Below are 16854 nucleotides of genomic sequence, written 5' to 3'. Positions count from 1 at the left end.
TCTAATGAGGTACGACATGGCACTGCCATATATGGATAAACACCGCGGCTTTCCCGGGCGCTTGGCTGGAACGGACTTCCAGTTCGTTTTACGCCGCGCAAACAAGGACGGCGCGACCGAACTGTCAGAACGCGTGCGCTATCCCGATCGTCGCCCCGCTGATAAACGCGCAGATGCCGGATTTATGCGTGCGCTGTGGGAAAACTTTGGCGAAGATCCGTTTGTGCGCGGGAACCTGGATGCGGGGCGTCTCAGCTGGCTGTTCGGGCGCGAGGTGATTCCAGCCGAAGACCCTTTTGACGCCGCCAGCTATGAGGCGATGCTGCGCATAAACGTCAAAGTTGCGCGCATCAGCTTTCCTGAACTTTTCGAGGACTAGACGTGTCATATGCACCCGCTTCCATAATGTGTGCTGCCCGCGACGAGCGGAAAACTGCCCATTATTGGGGGGGCGCATCAAGCGGGTTTGCTTCACCAGCAAACCTGCGCAAACTGGTTTCAGCAGCGTCTAGGTTCAGCATCCTTGCTGCTGAAAAATGTCAACATGTTTACCCTTCCCCTCGCCGGCCTGTCCCCTCACTGGACAGGCCGGTCCCCCGGATGCGGCAATATGTCGGCGGAAAAATGACTGCTATTGAATATCATTTGATTCTGGCTATTGCTTTCAGCGTCAGTAGAGCCATTCTTGGTTGTGCTAAGAAACTTAATGAAAGCAGAGAAATATGCAAAAGACATCACTCATTCTGGCCGCAGTGGCTCTTTTTGGACTCGCAGGTTGCCTTGAGGGCGACGTTGAACGTGGCGTTGCAGGCGCAGGCGCAGGCTTGGTCGCATCCGAAGTGCTGGGTACTGACCGTACCGGTACAATTCTTGCTGGCGCAGCCGCAGGCGTGCTTTGCGACGACGCAGGCATCAACGGCTGCAAGTAATGTAAATATGCGTGCCACTGCGGCACGCAGATACGAAATGAATCGCCGCCCGGGTTTCACCCCGGCGGCGATTTTTTGTTTTGGGGACGGAAACTGATGTTCAAGAAAATACTGATTGCCAACCGCGGCGAAATCGCCTGCCGCGTCATTAAGACCGCCCGCAAGATGGGGATCAAAACGGTTGCGATATATTCCGATGCCGACCGCAACGCACTGCATGTCAAGATGGCAGATGAAGCCGTGCACATCGGACCATCGCCGGCAAACCAGTCCTACATCGTCATCGACAAGGTGATGGCAGCGATTAAGCAGACAGGCGCCGAAGCTGTACACCCCGGCTATGGTTTCCTGTCCGAGAATTCAAAATTTGCCGAGGCTCTAGAGGCCGCAGGCGTTGCCTTTATCGGGCCGCCAAAAGGCGCGATTGAAGCAATGGGCGACAAGATTACGTCGAAAAAGCTTGCGCAAGAGGCCAACGTATCGACCGTACCCGGTTACATGGGGTTAATCGAAGACGCAGACGACGCTGTCAAAATCTCGAACGAAGTCGGCTATCCGGTGATGATCAAGGCCTCTGCCGGCGGTGGCGGCAAGGGTATGCGCATTGCGTGGAACGACCAAGAAGCCCGCGAGGGCTTTCAATCGTCCAAGAACGAGGCGGCCAATTCCTTTGGTGACGACCGCATTTTCATCGAGAAATTTGTCACCCAGCCGCGCCACATCGAAATTCAGGTGCTGGCCGACCAACACGGCAATGCGGTCTATCTGCATGAACGCGAATGTTCGATCCAGCGCCGCAACCAGAAAGTCATTGAAGAGGCGCCAAGCCCGTTTTTGGACGCGGCAACGCGCAAGGCAATGGGCGAGCAGTCCGTCGCATTGGCGCAGGCTGTGGGCTATACCAGCGCGGGTACCGTTGAATTTATCGTCGACGGCGACCGCAATTTCTATTTTCTTGAAATGAACACGCGTCTTCAGGTTGAACACCCTGTCACCGAACTGATCACAGGGATTGATCTGGTCGAACAGATGATCCGGGGCGCTGCCGGGGAAAAGCTGCCGTTTGCCCAAGAGGATTTGAAAATTAACGGTTGGGCGATGGAAAGCCGGCTTTATGCCGAAGACCCGTATCGTGGTTTCCTGCCGTCGATTGGCCGTTTGACCCGCTACCGTCCGCCCGTCGAAGAGGCGACGCCAACCCGCGCGGTGCGCAACGACACCGGCGTTTTTGAAGGTGGCGAAATCAGCATGTTCTATGACCCGATGATTGCCAAGCTGTGCACTTGGGCCCCTGATCGCGCGACAGCGATCGAGGAAATGCGCCTTGCCTTGGATGGCTTCGAGGTAGAAGGGATCGGACACAACCTGCCGTTTTTGGCGGCGGTCTATGACCACCCGAAATTCACCAGCGGCAACATGACGACCGCCTTCATCGAAGAAGAGTTCCCTGACGGGTTTGATGGCGTGACCTTGCCCGACGCCACCTGCCTGCGGATGGCAGCCACCGCCGCGGCCATGCACCGCGTGGGGGAAATTCGACGGACCCGCATTTCAGGAACGATGGGCAATCACGAACGTCACGTCGGAAATGACTGGGTGGTCAGCTTGCAAGGGGTGTCGCATGATGTTGTGATGACTGCCGATAAAACAGGCGCGGATGTGCAGATCGCCGGGCAAAGTCTGCGTGTCGAAAGCAACTGGCGTCCGGGCGAACCGCTTGTGCGGGCAACCGTCAACGGTGAACCGCTGGTGATGAAAGTCAGCAAGATTTCCGGCGGTTTCCGCGTCAGGTATCGTGGTGCAGACCTAAAGGTGCATGTCCGCACAGCGCGTCAGGCGGAGTTGGCGAAACTGATGCCCGAAAAGGTACCAGCGGATACGTCGAAATTCTTGCTGTGCCCGATGCCGGGCCTGATCGTAAAGGTCGATGTGGCTGTCGGCGACGAGGTCCAGGAAGGACAGGCGCTTTGCACGGTCGAGGCGATGAAAATGGAAAACATCCTGCGTGCCGAACGCAAGGGGGTGGTAAAACTGGTCAAGGCTGCCGCTGGCGATAGCCTTGCGGTGGATGATGTCATTATGGAGTTTGAATAGGTGACCTATCGCGCCAACAGACGCCGATCTTCGATCTCTTGCTGGCGCAGGGGCATCTTGTCGATAGAGCGCGATATTTCACGCACATCCCATGGGGCAGGTTTGCGGAACGCGACGGTGCCGTCTTTGGCAAGCAAGGTCAGCATGAAACCGCGCGGCCGCAGCGCAATACGCACATCGCTGCGTGCGGCGGGGTCGGTATCGGTGATCAAAACCACGTCACGCGCCGCCAACGCCGGAAGATCGCGCAACAACAACGCCATTTGCTGTTGGAAACGCGGGTCATTCGGGCTGTCGGCAAAAACCACCACGGGGCGTGCCAGCCATGCAAAATCCGAAAGCTGTACCGCGGTGGCATCAAACACCACGCTGGGGTCTGCCTGCCATCGTGCAACTGCCGTGTCGTCTTGGGCAAAGGCTGCGTTGCCTGAAAAGGCGCATAATAGGGCGACAAGCCCGAACGTGATCACTGATTTCATACTTATGCATATAGGGCCTTCGCGCCGAAATACGAAGCGACCTGTTGAACAATTCACATCTTTTGCCTGTCACCTGTCACGGAGACCATCATGACCGATAAAAAAAACTGGGAAGAGATTGCCAAAAAGGAACTGCGTGGCAAGCCGTTGGACGCCCTGACATGGGATACGCTTGAAGGTATCGCGGTCAAACCGCTTTACACATCGGCGGACACCGACGACCTGCCACATATGCATGGGATCCCCGGCAAAGCCCCATTTACGCGTGGCGTCAAGGCGACGATGTACGCCGGCCGCCCATGGACGATCCGCCAATACGCGGGGTTTTCGACGGCAGAGGAATCAAATGCCTTCTACCGGAAGGCGCTGGATGCCGGCCAGCAGGGGGTTTCTGTTGCTTTTGATCTGGCGACGCACCGTGGATATGACAGCGACCATCCCCGTGTCGAAGGCGATGTCGGCAAGGCAGGCGTCGCGATTGATAGCGTCGAGGATATGAAGATTTTGTTTGACGGTATCCCGCTGGACAAGGTTAGTGTGTCGATGACGATGAACGGCGCGGTTATCCCTATTCTGGCAAACTTTATCGTCGCAGGCGAAGAACAGGGCCATAACAAGGCGCTGCTATCGGGCACAATCCAGAACGACATTCTCAAGGAATTTATGGTCCGCAACACCTATGTCTATCCGCCCGAACCATCGATGCGGATCATCGCGGACATCATCGAATATACGTCCGCAGAGATGCCGAAATTCAACTCGATCTCGATTTCCGGCTATCACATGCAAGAGGCGGGCGCGAACCTTGTTCAGGAACTGGCGTATACGCTGGCTGACGGGCGCGAATACGTGCGCGCGGCAATTGCACGGGGTATGGATGTCGATGCTTTTGCCGGGCGGTTGTCGTTCTTTTTTGCCATCGGCATGAACTTTTTTATGGAGGCTGCAAAGCTGCGCGCCGCGCGTCTTTTGTGGTCGAAGATCATGGAAGAATTCGCCCCGAAAGACCCGAAATCGTCGATGTTGCGCACCCACTGCCAAACCTCGGGCGTGTCCTTGCAGGAACAAGACCCCTATAACAACGTGATCCGCACCGCCTACGAGGCGATGGCGGCGGTTCTGGGTGGCACGCAATCCTTGCATACCAATGCGTTGGACGAGGCGATCGCCCTGCCCACCGAATTCAGCGCCCGCATTGCACGCAACACCCAGCTGATCTTGCAAGAGGAAACCGGGATCACCCATGTTGTCGATCCATTGGCAGGGTCTTACTACGTCGAAAGTCTGACCGCTGAACTGGCGGATAAAGCATGGGCGCTGATCCAAGAAGTCGAAGAAATGGGCGGCATGACCAAAGCCGTCGCATCGGGTATGCCAAAGCTGCGGATCGAAGAAACCGCCGCGCGACGGCAGGCCGCGATTGACCGTGGCACCGAAGTGATTGTCGGCGTCAACAAATACCGCAAAGACAAAGAAGACCCGATTGATATCTTGGATATCGACAATAACGCGGTGCGGATCGGACAGATCAAACGGATCGCCGCGACCAAGGCCGCGCGGGATCCGGGCATTGTTGACGCGGCATTGGCCGAACTTAGTCGTCGTGCGGACGAAGGTGGCAACCTTCTTGAAGCCGCCGTCGAAGCCGCGCGTGCGCGCGCCACAGTCGGAGAGATCAGCATGGCGATGGAGAAAACATTCGGACGGCACCGGGCCGAGGTCAAGACGCTAGCGGGGGTTTATGGCGCGGCATACGAGGGGGACGCGGGCTTCGCAGAAATCCAAGCCAGCGTCGATGCCTTCGCAGCAGAAGAAGGCCGCAGGCCGCGGATGCTGGTCGTTAAAATGGGCCAAGACGGTCATGACCGGGGCGCAAAAGTTATCGCAACCGCATTTGCAGACATCGGTTTTGACGTGGACGTCGGCCCATTGTTCCAGACACCAGCCGAGGCCGCGCAAGACGCGATCGACAACGATGTCCATGTTATCGGGATCAGCTCTCAGGCGGCAGGACATAAAACGCTGGCGCCGAAACTGGTGCAGGCGCTCAAGGATGCAGGCGCGGGCGATATTTTGGTGATCTGCGGCGGCGTGATCCCGCAGCAAGATTATCAGTTTCTCTACGATAACGGCGTCAAAGCCATCTTTGGGCCGGGAACCAACATCCCCAAAGCTGCAAAAGATATTCTTGCTTTGATCAAAGCCGCACGCGCCTAAGGCGGTGTGGGCCGCGTAAACGCAAAAAAGGCAGCGGCTGTGTCACAGCCGCTGCCTTTTTGTTTAGGCGGCGCTGCGTGGGGCCAGCATTAAAACGGCGTACCCCAAAAGCCCGGACACCAATGACCCTGACAGCACACCAAGGCGCACTTGGTTCATGAGCAAGGCGTCATCAAAGCTGAGCGATCCGATGAAAAGTGACATCGTAAAACCGATACCGGCAAGGCATGCAACGCCATAAATATGCGCCCAGTTCGCGCCGTTTGGCAGGCGCGCGAGCCCCATTTTGATCATCAGATAGCTCACGCCGAACACGCCGACCTGTTTCCCGACAATCAGACCCAAGGCAATGCCAAGCGGCAGGGGGGCAATCAGGTCACTGAAGGCAAGACCTGTCAGAACGACACCCGCGTTGGCAAAAGCAAAGATCGGGACGATCAGATACAGGACGTAAGGCGTCAGCCCATGTTCCAGCGCGTGCAACGGGGATTTGCCGAAGCGATCAACAAGAGGAATACAAAATGCGGTAATGACCCCTGCCAAGGTTGCATGCACACCCGATTTCAAGACAAAGAACCACATGATCACACCCAGCAGGATCGCGGGGGCCAGACGGTGGGTGCCACGCAAATTCAGCACGATCAACCCGATCAGCGGCAAAAGCGCGAGAACCAGATAGTCGACCTTTAACTCTGCGGTGTAAAACAAGGCGATGATCACAATCGCCCCTAGATCGTCCAGAATGGCGAGCGTTAGCAAAAATACTTTCAACGACGTCGGTGCGCGGCTACCGACCAACGCCAAGATACCAAGCGCAAAGGCGATGTCAGTCGCGGCCGGAATAGCCCACCCGCGGATCGTCACGGCATCGCCCCAATTGAAATAAGCAAAAACAAGCGCCGGTACGACCATCCCGCCCACGGCGGCCATTCCGGGCAAAATCACATCGCGCGGGTTTTTCAGTTTGCCTTCCAAAATTTCGCGTTTGAGTTCGAGGCCGATCAAAAAGAAAAAGATCGCCATAAGCCCGTCGTTAATCCACAAGATAGCGGGCTTTGCCAGTCCTTCGCCATTGACGGTTACTGCGAAATAGGCGCCTAAAAAACGATCATAATAGGGTGCGAGGCTTGAGTTTGCGACAATAAGTGCCGCAAGCGCCGAAGCCATAAGCAGTATACCCCCAAAAGCGTCGTGACGAAAAAAACGATCGAGCGCGGCGCGAAGAGCCATATGATATATTCCTGTCTGATTAATTTGTATCTGATTTAGGACGTTGTTGCGTTGCATCAAGGCGCAAAACCGCGTTTCTTGGAACCCATAAAGTGTGTCGCAGTGGAATTCTATGATAGAACTTGATCATCTTGCCGTTGCTTGCACGGATCTGGCACAGGGCGCGGACTGGGTTGCGGCGAAATTGGGTGTTCCACTACAAAAAGGTGGGACACACGTGCGCTATGGCACCCATAATATGCTGCTTGGCCTCGCAGACGGTTTGTACCTAGAGGTGATCGCCAAAGACCCTGAAACGGCGCCTGAGGCCGGACACAGTTGGTTTGGTATGGATCACTTTCAAGGCGCACCGCGCTTGGCAAATTGGATATGCCGGGCAGATGATTTGTCGACCCACACGGACATCACTGGTCCGGTGCAGGCGCTCACGCGCGCAGACTTGCGCTGGGACATCACCGTTCCCGATGATGGCAGTTTGCCATACGGCGGCGCGTTCCCCACATTGATGAAGTGGGCCCCTGATACGGTGCATCCAGCGCAACGGTTGACCCCGACGGGTCTGCGATTAGTCCAATTAACAGTGTCACACCCCGATGCGGCTTATGTTGCCGCGCAACTTGCGCTGTCGGACCCGCGCATCCGGTTTGAAACAGGGCCGGCCGGGTTTCACGCGTCGTTCGACGGCCCTGATGGCCCAAAGGACCTGTCATGATCCGACCAGCAACACCCCACGATGCGCAGGCGATTGCTGAGATTTGGAACGCCGTCATCCGCGACACCACCATCACTTTTAATCCTGACGAAAAATCACATGAAGAAGTGGCGGCATTGACGGCGCAGGGCTGCCTCGTCTGGCAGGAAGGCGTTCGAATTCTTGGCTTTGCGCGCTATTTCCAGTTTCGTGGCGGCGCAGGCTATCGGTTTACTGCCGAGCATACGATCATGCTCCACCCCGATGGGCATGCGCGCGGCGGCGGTCGTGCGTTAATGCAGGCCCTTTGCGCGCACGCAAAAGCGGCGGGTATTCATACATTGTTTGCAGGGTGTAGCGGTGAAAACCCCGGCGCCGTGCAGTTTCACGCGGCACAGGGTTTTGAGACGGTTGCAACTTTGCGGGAAGTGGGGTTCAAGTTCGGCCGTTGGATCGATTTGGTATTGATGCAAAAGCGCCTTTGAAAGGACCGCTATGTCGCTCTGGACGCGCATTGCCGAAGCCGTTGCCGCCCTTGCCAAGGGCGAGGGGTTGTTGGCGGTCTTCGAAAAACTTCGCGTTTCGCCAGATCGCACGGTTGCCTTTGCGATTGCTGTCATTGCGCTGGGCGCAAAGATGGCAAAGGCTGACGGGGTCGTCACCAAGGATGAGGTCGTCGCCTTTCGAGAGGTGTTCAGCATTCCACCAGAGGAAGAGGATAACGCCGCCCGTGTGTTCAACCTAGCACGCCAAGATGTTGCGGGCTTTGAAAGCTATGCCAAGCAGATTAAAGCGATGTTCGCTGCTGACGACGCGGTGTTGTGTCACCTGATGGAAGGTTTGTTCCAGATCGCGCTAGCCGACGGCGTTTATCATCCCAAGGAAGACGATTTTCTTTTGACCGTCGCCAAGATATTCGGCTTCGACGACCGGCGGTTTCGCGGCATTCGCGCACAATTTGTCAGTGACGCCGAACGCGACCCGTTTGATGTTCTGGGGGTTTCGCCAAGCGCCCCGATGGACGAAGTTCGCGCCGCATGGCGCAGCTTGGTGCGTGAAACCCACCCTGACCGGATGATTGCCCGCGGGGTCCCGCAAGAGGCGGTAAAGCTGGCCGAGCGCCGATTGGTCGCGATCAATCGTGCATGGGAAGAAATCCAGGGCGTGCGGGCATGAGGATCGCGACATATAATGTCGAGTGGTTCAACGCACTGTTCGATGACCAAGGCCGCCTGATCGATGATGACGGCTGGTCCGGGCGGTGGAACGTGACGCGCGCGCAGCAGACCGCTGCCGTGGGGGCGGTCTTTGCGGCGATAGATGCCGACATGGTTATGGTCATCGAGGCACCTGATACCAGCCCCAGCCGCAGTGCGATCACCGCGCTTGAAAACTTTGCCGCACATTTTGGGCTGCGGACAACTGCTGCCGTCACCGGCTTTGGGAACGACACGCAACAGGAAATTGCGCTTCTTTATGACCCCGGTGTTGTCACGGCGTTACATGATCCGCGCGAAAGCGATGCCTTTCCACGCTTTGATCAGGCATTCGCGATGGATGTTGATATCGATGCCAGCCCCGACGCTATCCAGTGGTCGAAACCGCCATTGGAACTGTCTGTGGATGGTGCCGCGGGGATGCTACGTATCATCGGTGTCCACGCGAAATCCAAAGCACCGAACGGGTCCAAAAGCGAGACCGAGGCGATCCGTATTTCAATCGAAAACCGGCGCAAACAACTGGCTCAATGCATATGGCTGCGCGGCAGGGTCGAAGCCCATCTTGTTGCGGGCGAAGACCTGATCGTGTTGGGCGATTTTAATGATGGTCCGGGGCTTGATGAATACGAAAAGCTGTTTGGCCGATCCGGCGTCGAAATTGTGTTAGGCGAAGGGGACGGCACGCAGATGTTCGATCCGCATGCCCATCTGGTGCTCAGCCGCCGTTTCGGCGCGATGCCCGCAACTGCGCGCTTCAAACGGCAAGGCGAACCTTATTTGCAGGCTTTATTGGACTACATCATGGTTTCGCCGGGGCTGCGCGATCGCACGCCAAACTGGCAAATTTGGCATCCTTTTGATCACCCTGACTGTTATGAGAACCGGCAACTGCGGCATGCGCTGTTGCTGGCGTCAGATCACTTTCCTGTGGTGCTTGACCTTTAGGGGCGCGGTCATTTCGTAAATTTTACCGTGACAGACGCCTCTAGCGCGCTTGCCAGCGCGGACAGGCGGTTCTCGGCGACCTCCCCGAATAGGGGGCGTGCGTGTTCGGTCAGCACAAGCGTCAGCACCCGGGTATTGGCCTTCCACTTTAATACCCCCGGAGGCTCGTCCGCAGATAGCCAAAGCATGGCGCCAAGCCGCATTGCCTTGCCCAAAATCTCGGCCTCTTTGACTTGGGTTGGCGTGAGCATGGCAATCAACGGCTCAAAGCGGCTTTTGTCAATTTTGTTGGTGTAGCGATTCATCAATGCCAACCCCAACATCACCCGTTCGGCATGTTTCAGGCCGCCCAAATTCGCGCGGGTGGCGTTATCAAAGGTGACTTCCCCGCGGTAATCGGGATGTGCGCGCCAGCTGACGTCATGCAACAGACACGCCGCCTTAATGATCCGTTTGCGTTGCCACGTGGCACGGGGGAACAGCGGTTTGACAAAATCATACAGCAACCGGCCAAAACCGGGCAGGCGGGCATCTTTGGCTTCCGCGAACCGGCATGCCTCAACCAAGGGATCGCGTTCGCGCAATTCGCGGGGCATCTGTTCAAACAACATGCCTTCGCGAATACCATAGGACGACACTGCCACGTCTTTGGGTTTGAAAACGCGGACCAATTCCTTGAGGACAATAACGGCCAATGGCACCAGCGACATTCGGCTGTCAGAAATATTGCAGCGGTTGCGCAGATCAAGAAGATCGGATTTTGAAATATAGTCGGCGGTTTTGCTGATTTGCCGCGACGACATGCGGTATTCATGCAGAACCGTCAGGGGGTAGTCTCGCCGTTCCATATCGACGCGGGCGATGGCGCGCCAAGAGCCACCCACCAGAAAAAGCCGCATGCCCGTTTCATGACCCATTTCGGCATGAAGCTGCGCCATTACTTCGCGCACATATGCTTTGACGGCTTTTTTGCCGCCCTTAATTTCGCGCAGCTTCAGCGGACCAAGCGCGGATGTGACCCTTTGGCCAACCTTGCCATCTGCCAAGTCGGCCAGTTCCATCGAGGATCCGCCAATGTCACACACAAGTCCATAGCTGCCCGGCCATCCAAGCAGGACACCTTGCGCTGACAGCCGCGCCTCTTCTTTTCCGTCGATCACCCACAGTTTAACGCCCGTTTCGCGCAGCACCTCTTCGCGAAAATCTGCGCCATCGCTGGCCTCTCGGACGGCGGCGGTGGCGACAGCAGTCAACGGCAGAATGCCCATGCCTTCGGCCAGTGCGGCGAACCGGCGAATTGCTGAAATCGCACGAACTCGCCCTTCGGGGTTCAGGTGCCCGGTTTCGGACAGGCCTGCACCAAGTGCGCACATTATTTTTTCGTTGTAAAAATACGCGGGAGACCGCGCCGCGCCATCAAACACCACCAAACGGACAGAGTTTGACCCAACGTCGATCACGCCAACACGACTTAGGTTTTTCGAGCTTGCGTCTTCGAATAACGGACGCCCAAAAGGGCCCCAGTCGATGGCGTCTGGTTCTGCTTGCGTTGTCATGTGGCCCCCGGCGTCATACCCTTTAGGTATCTGTCAGTCGTCGGTATGCGTCAACCTCGGAACGTCAGAAGCACCGGCTGATCCACGCCCTGAAAGCGACGGGTTTTCCATAAAGAACCGGTGGCAGTTGAATGCAAACTCACCATCCGGGATGATTGCGCGGGTAAACGTGCCGTCCGGTGCCATGACCCAACTTTGCGCGACATCGGCCATGTTGGCGGCCATGACTTGACTGACGATCTGTGCTTTGACGGTTGGGTTTTTGATTTCCACAAGCGTTTCAACCCGCCGATTCAGGTTCCGGCCCATCCAGTCGGCAGAGCTGATGTAGACTTTTGCCTTTTTCGACGGCAGGGCGGCGCCATTGCCAAAACAGACAATCCGCGAGTGTTCCAAGAACCGCCCGACGATGGATTTGACACGGATGTTTTCGGATAGGCCGGCAATGCCCGGACGCAGCCCGCAGATGCCACGCACAACAAGACTGATTTTGACCCCTGCCTGAGACGCGTCATATAGCGCGTCAATCACGTCTGCCTCGATCAGCGAATTCATCTTGGCCCAGATCGCCGCAGGGTGTCCGGCACGGGCATTTTCTGCCTCGGTTGCGATGCGGTCAAGCAAGGTTTGTTTGAGACTAAGCGGGGAAATCGCCAGATTTTCGAGCGTCTCAGGCTGCGCGTAACCTGAGAGATAGTTGAACACTTTGGTCGCATCCCTGCCCAGTTTGGCGTCGCAGGTGAAAAGGCTGAGGTCGGTGTAAATACGTGCGGTAATCGGGTGATAGTTCCCGGTACCAAAGTGGGTATAGGTCACCAACTTGTCGCCTTCGCGGCGTACAACCGTGCTGATCTTGGCGTGCGTTTTATAATTCGTGAACCCGTAGACCACATGGGCACCGGCCCGTTCCAATCGGCGCGACTGCCGGATGTTGGCCGCCTCGTCAAAACGCGCCTTTAACTCCACCAGTGCGGTGACGGATTTGCCATCTTCTGCGGCTTCGCACAAGGCCTCGACGATCGGTGAATTCTTCGATGTCCGGTAAAGCGTTTGTTTGATGGCGACAACATCAGGGTCGCGCGCGGCTTGGTTCAGGAACCGCACGACCATATCAAAGGTTTCATAAGGATGGTGCAGCAGCATATCTTTTTGGCGGATCGCTGCAAACATATCGCCGTCGTGGTCTTGCACGCGCTCGGGGATACGCGGGCTGAACGGCGGCCATAGCAGATCGGGGCGACTGTCCAAAACCAGCGCGTTCAGGTCGGCGATCCCGATCATGCCGCTCACTTCGACAACGGCGTCGTCGGTCACGTGTAGTTCCGCCATGATCAGGCTTTGCAGGGCGGGCGGGGCATCTGCGGAAATCTGAAGGCGCACCACTTCGCCGCGGCGGCGGCGTTTGAGGGCAACTTCGAATTCGCGCACCAAATCTTCGGCTTCGTCTTCGACCTCTAGGTCGCTATCACGCAGGACTTTGAACGCGCAGTTCCCTTTGACTTTGTAGCCCGGAAACAGTTGGCCAATCTGTAGGACCAGCAAATCCTCAAGCGGAAGAAACCGGTGGCCCTGTTCCGACGGCAGCGCGACAAAGCGGTCGATCTGGGCGGGAACGGGCAAAAGCGCGCGCAATGTCCGTTTGTCACCGCTGCGTTCAAGTTGCAGCGCCAGTGCATAGCCTTCGTTCGGCAGGAATGGAAATGGGTGGGCAGGGTCAATCGCCAACGGTGACAACACCGGAAAGACCTGTTCGATAAAGGTATTTTCCAAATAGGCCCGATCGTCTTTCGTCAGTGCATCACAGGTCAGGATATGAATGTCCTGATCCGCCATCTCGGCCTGAAGCGTCGTCAGTACCTCTTGTTGGCGTGTCATAAGGTTGCGGGCATTCACGTCGATCAGCACAAGTTGTTCGGCGGGCGTCAGCCCATCAAGACCGGGTGTCGTGTTCCCGGCATTGGCCAATTCACGCAGACCAGCCACCCGAACGGTATAAAATTCATCCAGATTTGCAGCGGATATCGATAAAAACCGCAGGCGTTCTAGCAGCGGCACCCGCGGGTTTTCTGCCTCTTCCAGCACGCGCCAGTTAAAGCCAAGCCAGCTAAGCTCGCGGTTGAAGAACCGCGCAGGCGTTGCCGTGTCGATGTTGCATTGTGCAGGGGCGGGAAATGCCCCGTCTAGGAAATTTGCTGAGTTCATTGCGGCCTTATGCGCCGCGATTGTTGCGGCTTTGTGACAACTATCGCGGGCCGCGCGTTAGTTGTCCAGCAACTCCGCAGCCAGTGCTTTGTTGATCTTGCGCCCTGAACTGAGCGCCGCGGTGTCAAGCCGTGCAACGATATCCGCGGCAGCCGCAAAAGACCGTTCAATCCGGGTTGTCAGGTACTGCACGAGCGCTGGCTTCGGCATCATCTGGCGATCTGCAAACAGCTTCATAATCAATGCTGAGAGCAGCGCATCATCAGGGTCAGCGATTTGCGTGACGGTGGTGGCCTGCATCCGGCTGGCCAGATCGGGCAACGCGATTGTCCAGCGACTGGGCGCACTGCGGGCAGTCATGAGCAAGGTGCCACCGGTGTTGCGCAGATGATTATGTAGGTGAAACATCGCCTCTTCTGCGGATGCGGGCAGGGTGTCGGTATCTTCGACAATGACTGTCGTGGCATCGGTTTGAAAATCGGCGGGCATGGTTGCTGCCGCGACGGTTTCGCCCCCTGACTGTATCTGGAAAATGCGGGCCAGGTGGCTTTTGCCACAGCCCTTCGGGCCTGCGATGACCAGCTTGCGATCCGGCCACGATGCGGGGGCCGTGAGCATCGCAAATGCATGTGCGTTCGCGGCTGAAACAAAGAAATCGTTCGGCCCCAGCGCGACGCCAGTCGGCCAGTGAAAGGTCAGTTGATCCGCCACGTCAGTCGTCCTTGGACAAGCCGCGATAAAGCAGGCTTTCTTTGTAGTGAGCCAGCCCATAGCGGGTCAAAACGCCTAACACAGCGGCGACAGGTACGGCCACCAGCATCCCGACGAAACCAAACAGCGATCCGAAAACGGACAGCGCAAAGATCAGCCAAACCGGGTGAAGTCCGATCGAATTGCCCACCAGTTTCGGGGTCAGGATGTTCCCTTCAAAGAACTGCCCGACAGCAAAGATGGCTGCCACGGCGATAATCGACCCCCACGCGCCCCAAAATTGGAAAACCGCAAGCCCGATTGCCAAAACTCCACCAACAAGCGCGCCGACATAGGGAATGAATGAAATCAGGCCAGCGATAAAGCCCACAACCAGCCCGAAATTCAGCCCGGCGATCATCAGCGCAACGGCATAATAACTGCCAAGTATCAGACAAACCGTGCCTTGGCCGCGGATGAATGATGCCAGCGTTTTATCAATATCACGTGCCAGCCTGCGAACGGTTTCAACATGATCGCGCGGCAGCAGTTCGTCGATGCGCGCGGTCATGTTGTCCCAGTCAAGCAGCAGATAGAATGCAACCACGGGCACAACCACAAGCAATACCACGATGTTGATCAGCCCCACAGCCGAGCTAAGCACACTGTTGATCAACTCGCCGCCTTTGGACTGGATGGCCTCGCCAATGGCGAGCAATTGTTGGTGGACCGTGCTTTCAGCATCGACGAGCGATGGAAACCTGTCAGTCAAAGCCGATTGCAGGCGGTCGAACAGTTCAGGCGCCGTGTTAATCAGTTGTGTGGTTTGGGTGATCAGCGTCGGAATAACCAAAAGGATGAGCAGAATAAAAATGACCGCTGCAACCAAGGTTATAATGCTGACAGATACTGTTCGGCTAAACCCGGCGCGTTCAAGGCGATCCGCGATGGGGTCAAGGCAATATGCAATCGCGCCACCCAAGATAAACGGCAAGATGACATCGCCAAGCACCCAAAGGGTCGCAAGGAACACGACAGCCGCTATTCCCCAGTATTTTGCTTGTTGTTGTATGGGCAAAGCCATGGTCATTCCTTTGTGCGTTCACCAAATAAATGCGGCATGGGGCACGGTTGCGCAAGGGTAAGCTGCAAAAGACTGTTCATCTGAGAGCTTGCGAGGGCCGCGCCTGCGGATTAAACCGACCCCGACATCGCTTATAAAAAGGGCCGCACCCATGCGCATGAGCCGCTATTTTCTACCTGTTCTCAAAGAAACGCCGCGCGAGGCGCAGATCGTCAGCCATCGCTACATGTTGCAGGCGGGTATGATCAAACAGGCCAGCGCCGGAATTTATTCCTGGTTGCCGCTGGGTTTCAAGGTGCTGCGCAAGATCGAAAATATTGTGCATGAAGAGCAAGAGCGCGCCGGGCACATTGCAATTCAAATGCCAACAATTCAATCTGCGGACCTGTGGCGCGAATCCGGTCGTTATGACGCCTACGGCGAGGAAATGCTGCGGATTAAAGACCGGGGTGGCCGCGAAATGCTGTTTACACCCACCGCCGAAGAGTTGGTGACAGATATTTTTCGCGCCCATGTCACCAGCTACAAAGATTTGCCGCTGACGCTCTATCAAATCCAGTGGAAATTCCGCGACGAAGTCCGCCCGCGCTTTGGCGTCATGCGGGGCCGCGAATTTTACATGAAGGATGGTTATAACTTTGATCTGACCAAAGAAGACGCGCTGCATGCCTATAACCGCCATCTGGTCAGCTACCTGCGGACCTATGAACGTATGGGCCTGCAAGCGATCCCGATGCGTGCGGATTCCGGCCCCATCGGCGGCGATGACACCCACGAGTTTCTGGTTTTGGCTGATACTGGCGAATCCGAGGTGTTTTACGACAGCCAAATCACCGACCTGAAATTCGGTGACCGCGAAATCGATTATGACGACAAGGTCGCCTGCGCCGCCGTGCTGGACGAATTCACCAGCCGCTATGCCCGCACCGATGAAACGCATGACGAAGCCTTGTTCAACGAGGTTCCCGAAGAACGCCGCAAGGTTGCGCGCGGCATCGAGGTTGGCCAGATCTTCTATTTTGGCACGAAATACTCTGACGCCATGGGTGCCATGGTGGACGACGGAAAAGGCGGCAAAGTGCCGGTGCACATGGGGTCGCACGGCATTGGCGTGTCCCGCCTGCTGGGTGCCATCATCGAGGCAAGCCATGACGACAAGGGGATCATTTGGCCCGAAGGTGTCACGCCTTTCCACGTGGGCATATTGAATATGCGCAGCGGTGATGCCGATTGCGATGCCGCCTGCGAGGACTTGTACAAACAATTCACCGCCGCCGGGCTGGAACCGCTGTATGACGACCGTGATGAACGCGCAGGCGCCAAGTTTGGTACGATGGATATGATTGGCCTGCCATGGCGGATTACCGTCGGACCGCGCGGCGTGAAAAACGGCGTTGTCGAGGTGACCTGCCGCCGGACAGGCGAGGCGACCGAAATGCCCGCCGCCGAGGCAATTGCAAAAATCGTGAAGATTTACGATGGCATCGCATAGGTTTTGCCGCACATTGATGTGATGA

Annotated in this window: 15 protein-coding genes; 9 read left to right on the top strand and 6 right to left on the bottom strand. The window is 56.7% G+C overall.

Features of this window, described 5'->3' with window-relative positions:
* Nucleotides 1-16: 16 nt before the first annotated feature.
* From ACXJGX_RS02915 to ACXJGX_RS02905, 3 genes are all read left to right on the top strand, one after another.
* A complete protein-coding gene (locus tag ACXJGX_RS02915; protein ID WP_474778634.1) occupies nucleotides 17-379 on the top strand; it encodes a hypothetical protein in 363 nt (120 codons plus the stop codon).
* A gap of 343 nt (nucleotides 380-722) precedes the next feature.
* Nucleotides 723-929: a hypothetical protein gene (locus tag ACXJGX_RS02910; RefSeq protein WP_474778633.1), complete on the top strand. Its 207-nt coding sequence runs from the start codon at nucleotides 723-725 to the stop codon at nucleotides 927-929.
* Nucleotides 930-1025: 96 nt separating this feature from the next.
* Nucleotides 1026-3023, top strand: coding sequence for an acetyl-CoA carboxylase biotin carboxylase subunit (locus tag ACXJGX_RS02905; RefSeq protein ID WP_474778632.1), 1998 nt, complete (start codon nucleotides 1026-1028; stop codon nucleotides 3021-3023).
* Between the two features lie 5 nt (nucleotides 3024-3028).
* Here ACXJGX_RS02905 and ACXJGX_RS02900 read toward each other — a convergent pair whose 3' ends face one another.
* Nucleotides 3029-3502, bottom strand: a complete 474-nt coding sequence (locus ACXJGX_RS02900; protein ID WP_474778631.1) for a DUF4174 domain-containing protein — start codon at nucleotides 3500-3502, stop codon at nucleotides 3029-3031.
* A 90-nt stretch (nucleotides 3503-3592) separates the two neighbouring features.
* Between ACXJGX_RS02900 and scpA the strand changes: the two genes are divergently transcribed.
* The gene (gene scpA / locus ACXJGX_RS02895) at nucleotides 3593-5719 is read left to right on the top strand and encodes a methylmalonyl-CoA mutase (protein WP_474778630.1); all 2127 of its coding nucleotides are present in this window, start codon (nucleotides 3593-3595) and stop codon (nucleotides 5717-5719) included.
* 63 nt (nucleotides 5720-5782) lie between these two features.
* Here scpA and nhaA read toward each other — a convergent pair whose 3' ends face one another.
* The gene (nhaA, locus tag ACXJGX_RS02890) at nucleotides 5783-6949 is read right to left on the bottom strand and encodes a Na+/H+ antiporter NhaA (protein WP_474778629.1); all 1167 of its coding nucleotides are present in this window, start codon (nucleotides 6947-6949) and stop codon (nucleotides 5783-5785) included.
* 112 nt (nucleotides 6950-7061) lie between these two features.
* Between nhaA and ACXJGX_RS02885 the strand changes: the two genes are divergently transcribed.
* From ACXJGX_RS02885 to ACXJGX_RS02870, 4 genes are read left to right on the top strand one after another with little or no spacing between them, the layout of a single operon-like run.
* Complete coding sequence (locus ACXJGX_RS02885) at nucleotides 7062-7661, top strand: VOC family protein (RefSeq protein WP_474778628.1); 600 nt, start codon at nucleotides 7062-7064, stop codon at nucleotides 7659-7661.
* Nucleotides 7658-8125, top strand: a complete 468-nt coding sequence (locus tag ACXJGX_RS02880; RefSeq protein ID WP_474778627.1) for an N-acetyltransferase family protein — start codon at nucleotides 7658-7660, stop codon at nucleotides 8123-8125. Before ACXJGX_RS02885 ends, ACXJGX_RS02880 begins: the two co-directional genes overlap by 4 nt.
* Nucleotides 8126-8135: 10 nt before the next feature.
* On the top strand, nucleotides 8136-8816 hold the full coding sequence (locus ACXJGX_RS02875; protein WP_474778626.1) for a TerB family tellurite resistance protein: 681 nt from the start codon (nucleotides 8136-8138) through the stop codon (nucleotides 8814-8816).
* Entirely contained in the window at nucleotides 8813-9805 is a 993-nt protein-coding gene (locus tag ACXJGX_RS02870; RefSeq protein WP_474778625.1) for an endonuclease/exonuclease/phosphatase family protein, read from the top strand. Before ACXJGX_RS02875 ends, ACXJGX_RS02870 begins: the two co-directional genes overlap by 4 nt.
* Before the next feature lie 8 nt (nucleotides 9806-9813).
* Here ACXJGX_RS02870 and ACXJGX_RS02865 read toward each other — a convergent pair whose 3' ends face one another.
* Genes ACXJGX_RS02865 through ACXJGX_RS02850 form a run of 4 tightly spaced genes read right to left on the bottom strand, consistent with a single transcriptional unit; the run spans nucleotide 9814 to nucleotide 15337 of the window.
* Nucleotides 9814-11361 carry a Ppx/GppA family phosphatase gene (locus tag ACXJGX_RS02865; protein WP_474778624.1) on the bottom strand — a complete coding sequence of 516 codons (1548 nt, stop codon included), beginning with the start codon at nucleotides 11359-11361 and terminating at the stop codon, nucleotides 9814-9816.
* Between the two features lie 33 nt (nucleotides 11362-11394).
* Complete coding sequence (locus tag ACXJGX_RS02860; protein WP_474778623.1) at nucleotides 11395-13563, bottom strand: RNA degradosome polyphosphate kinase; 2169 nt, start codon at nucleotides 13561-13563, stop codon at nucleotides 11395-11397.
* A 57-nt stretch (nucleotides 13564-13620) separates the two neighbouring features.
* The gene (locus ACXJGX_RS02855; RefSeq protein WP_474778622.1) at nucleotides 13621-14274 is read right to left on the bottom strand and encodes a P-loop NTPase family protein; all 654 of its coding nucleotides are present in this window, start codon (nucleotides 14272-14274) and stop codon (nucleotides 13621-13623) included.
* Nucleotide 14275: 1 nt separating this feature from the next.
* On the bottom strand, nucleotides 14276-15337 hold the full coding sequence (locus ACXJGX_RS02850; protein WP_474778621.1) for an AI-2E family transporter: 1062 nt from the start codon (nucleotides 15335-15337) through the stop codon (nucleotides 14276-14278).
* A 151-nt stretch (nucleotides 15338-15488) separates the two neighbouring features.
* Here ACXJGX_RS02850 and proS point away from each other — a divergent pair, with 151 nt between their 5' ends.
* Entirely contained in the window at nucleotides 15489-16829 is a 1341-nt protein-coding gene (gene proS, locus ACXJGX_RS02845) for a proline--tRNA ligase (RefSeq protein WP_474778620.1), read from the top strand.
* Nucleotides 16830-16854: the final 25 nt, after the last annotated feature.

It is taken from the genome of Yoonia sp. SWMV100 (assembly GCF_056108365.1).
Note: the sequence above shows the minus strand (reverse complement) of the source record. Positions and strands in the feature narration are given on the sequence as shown.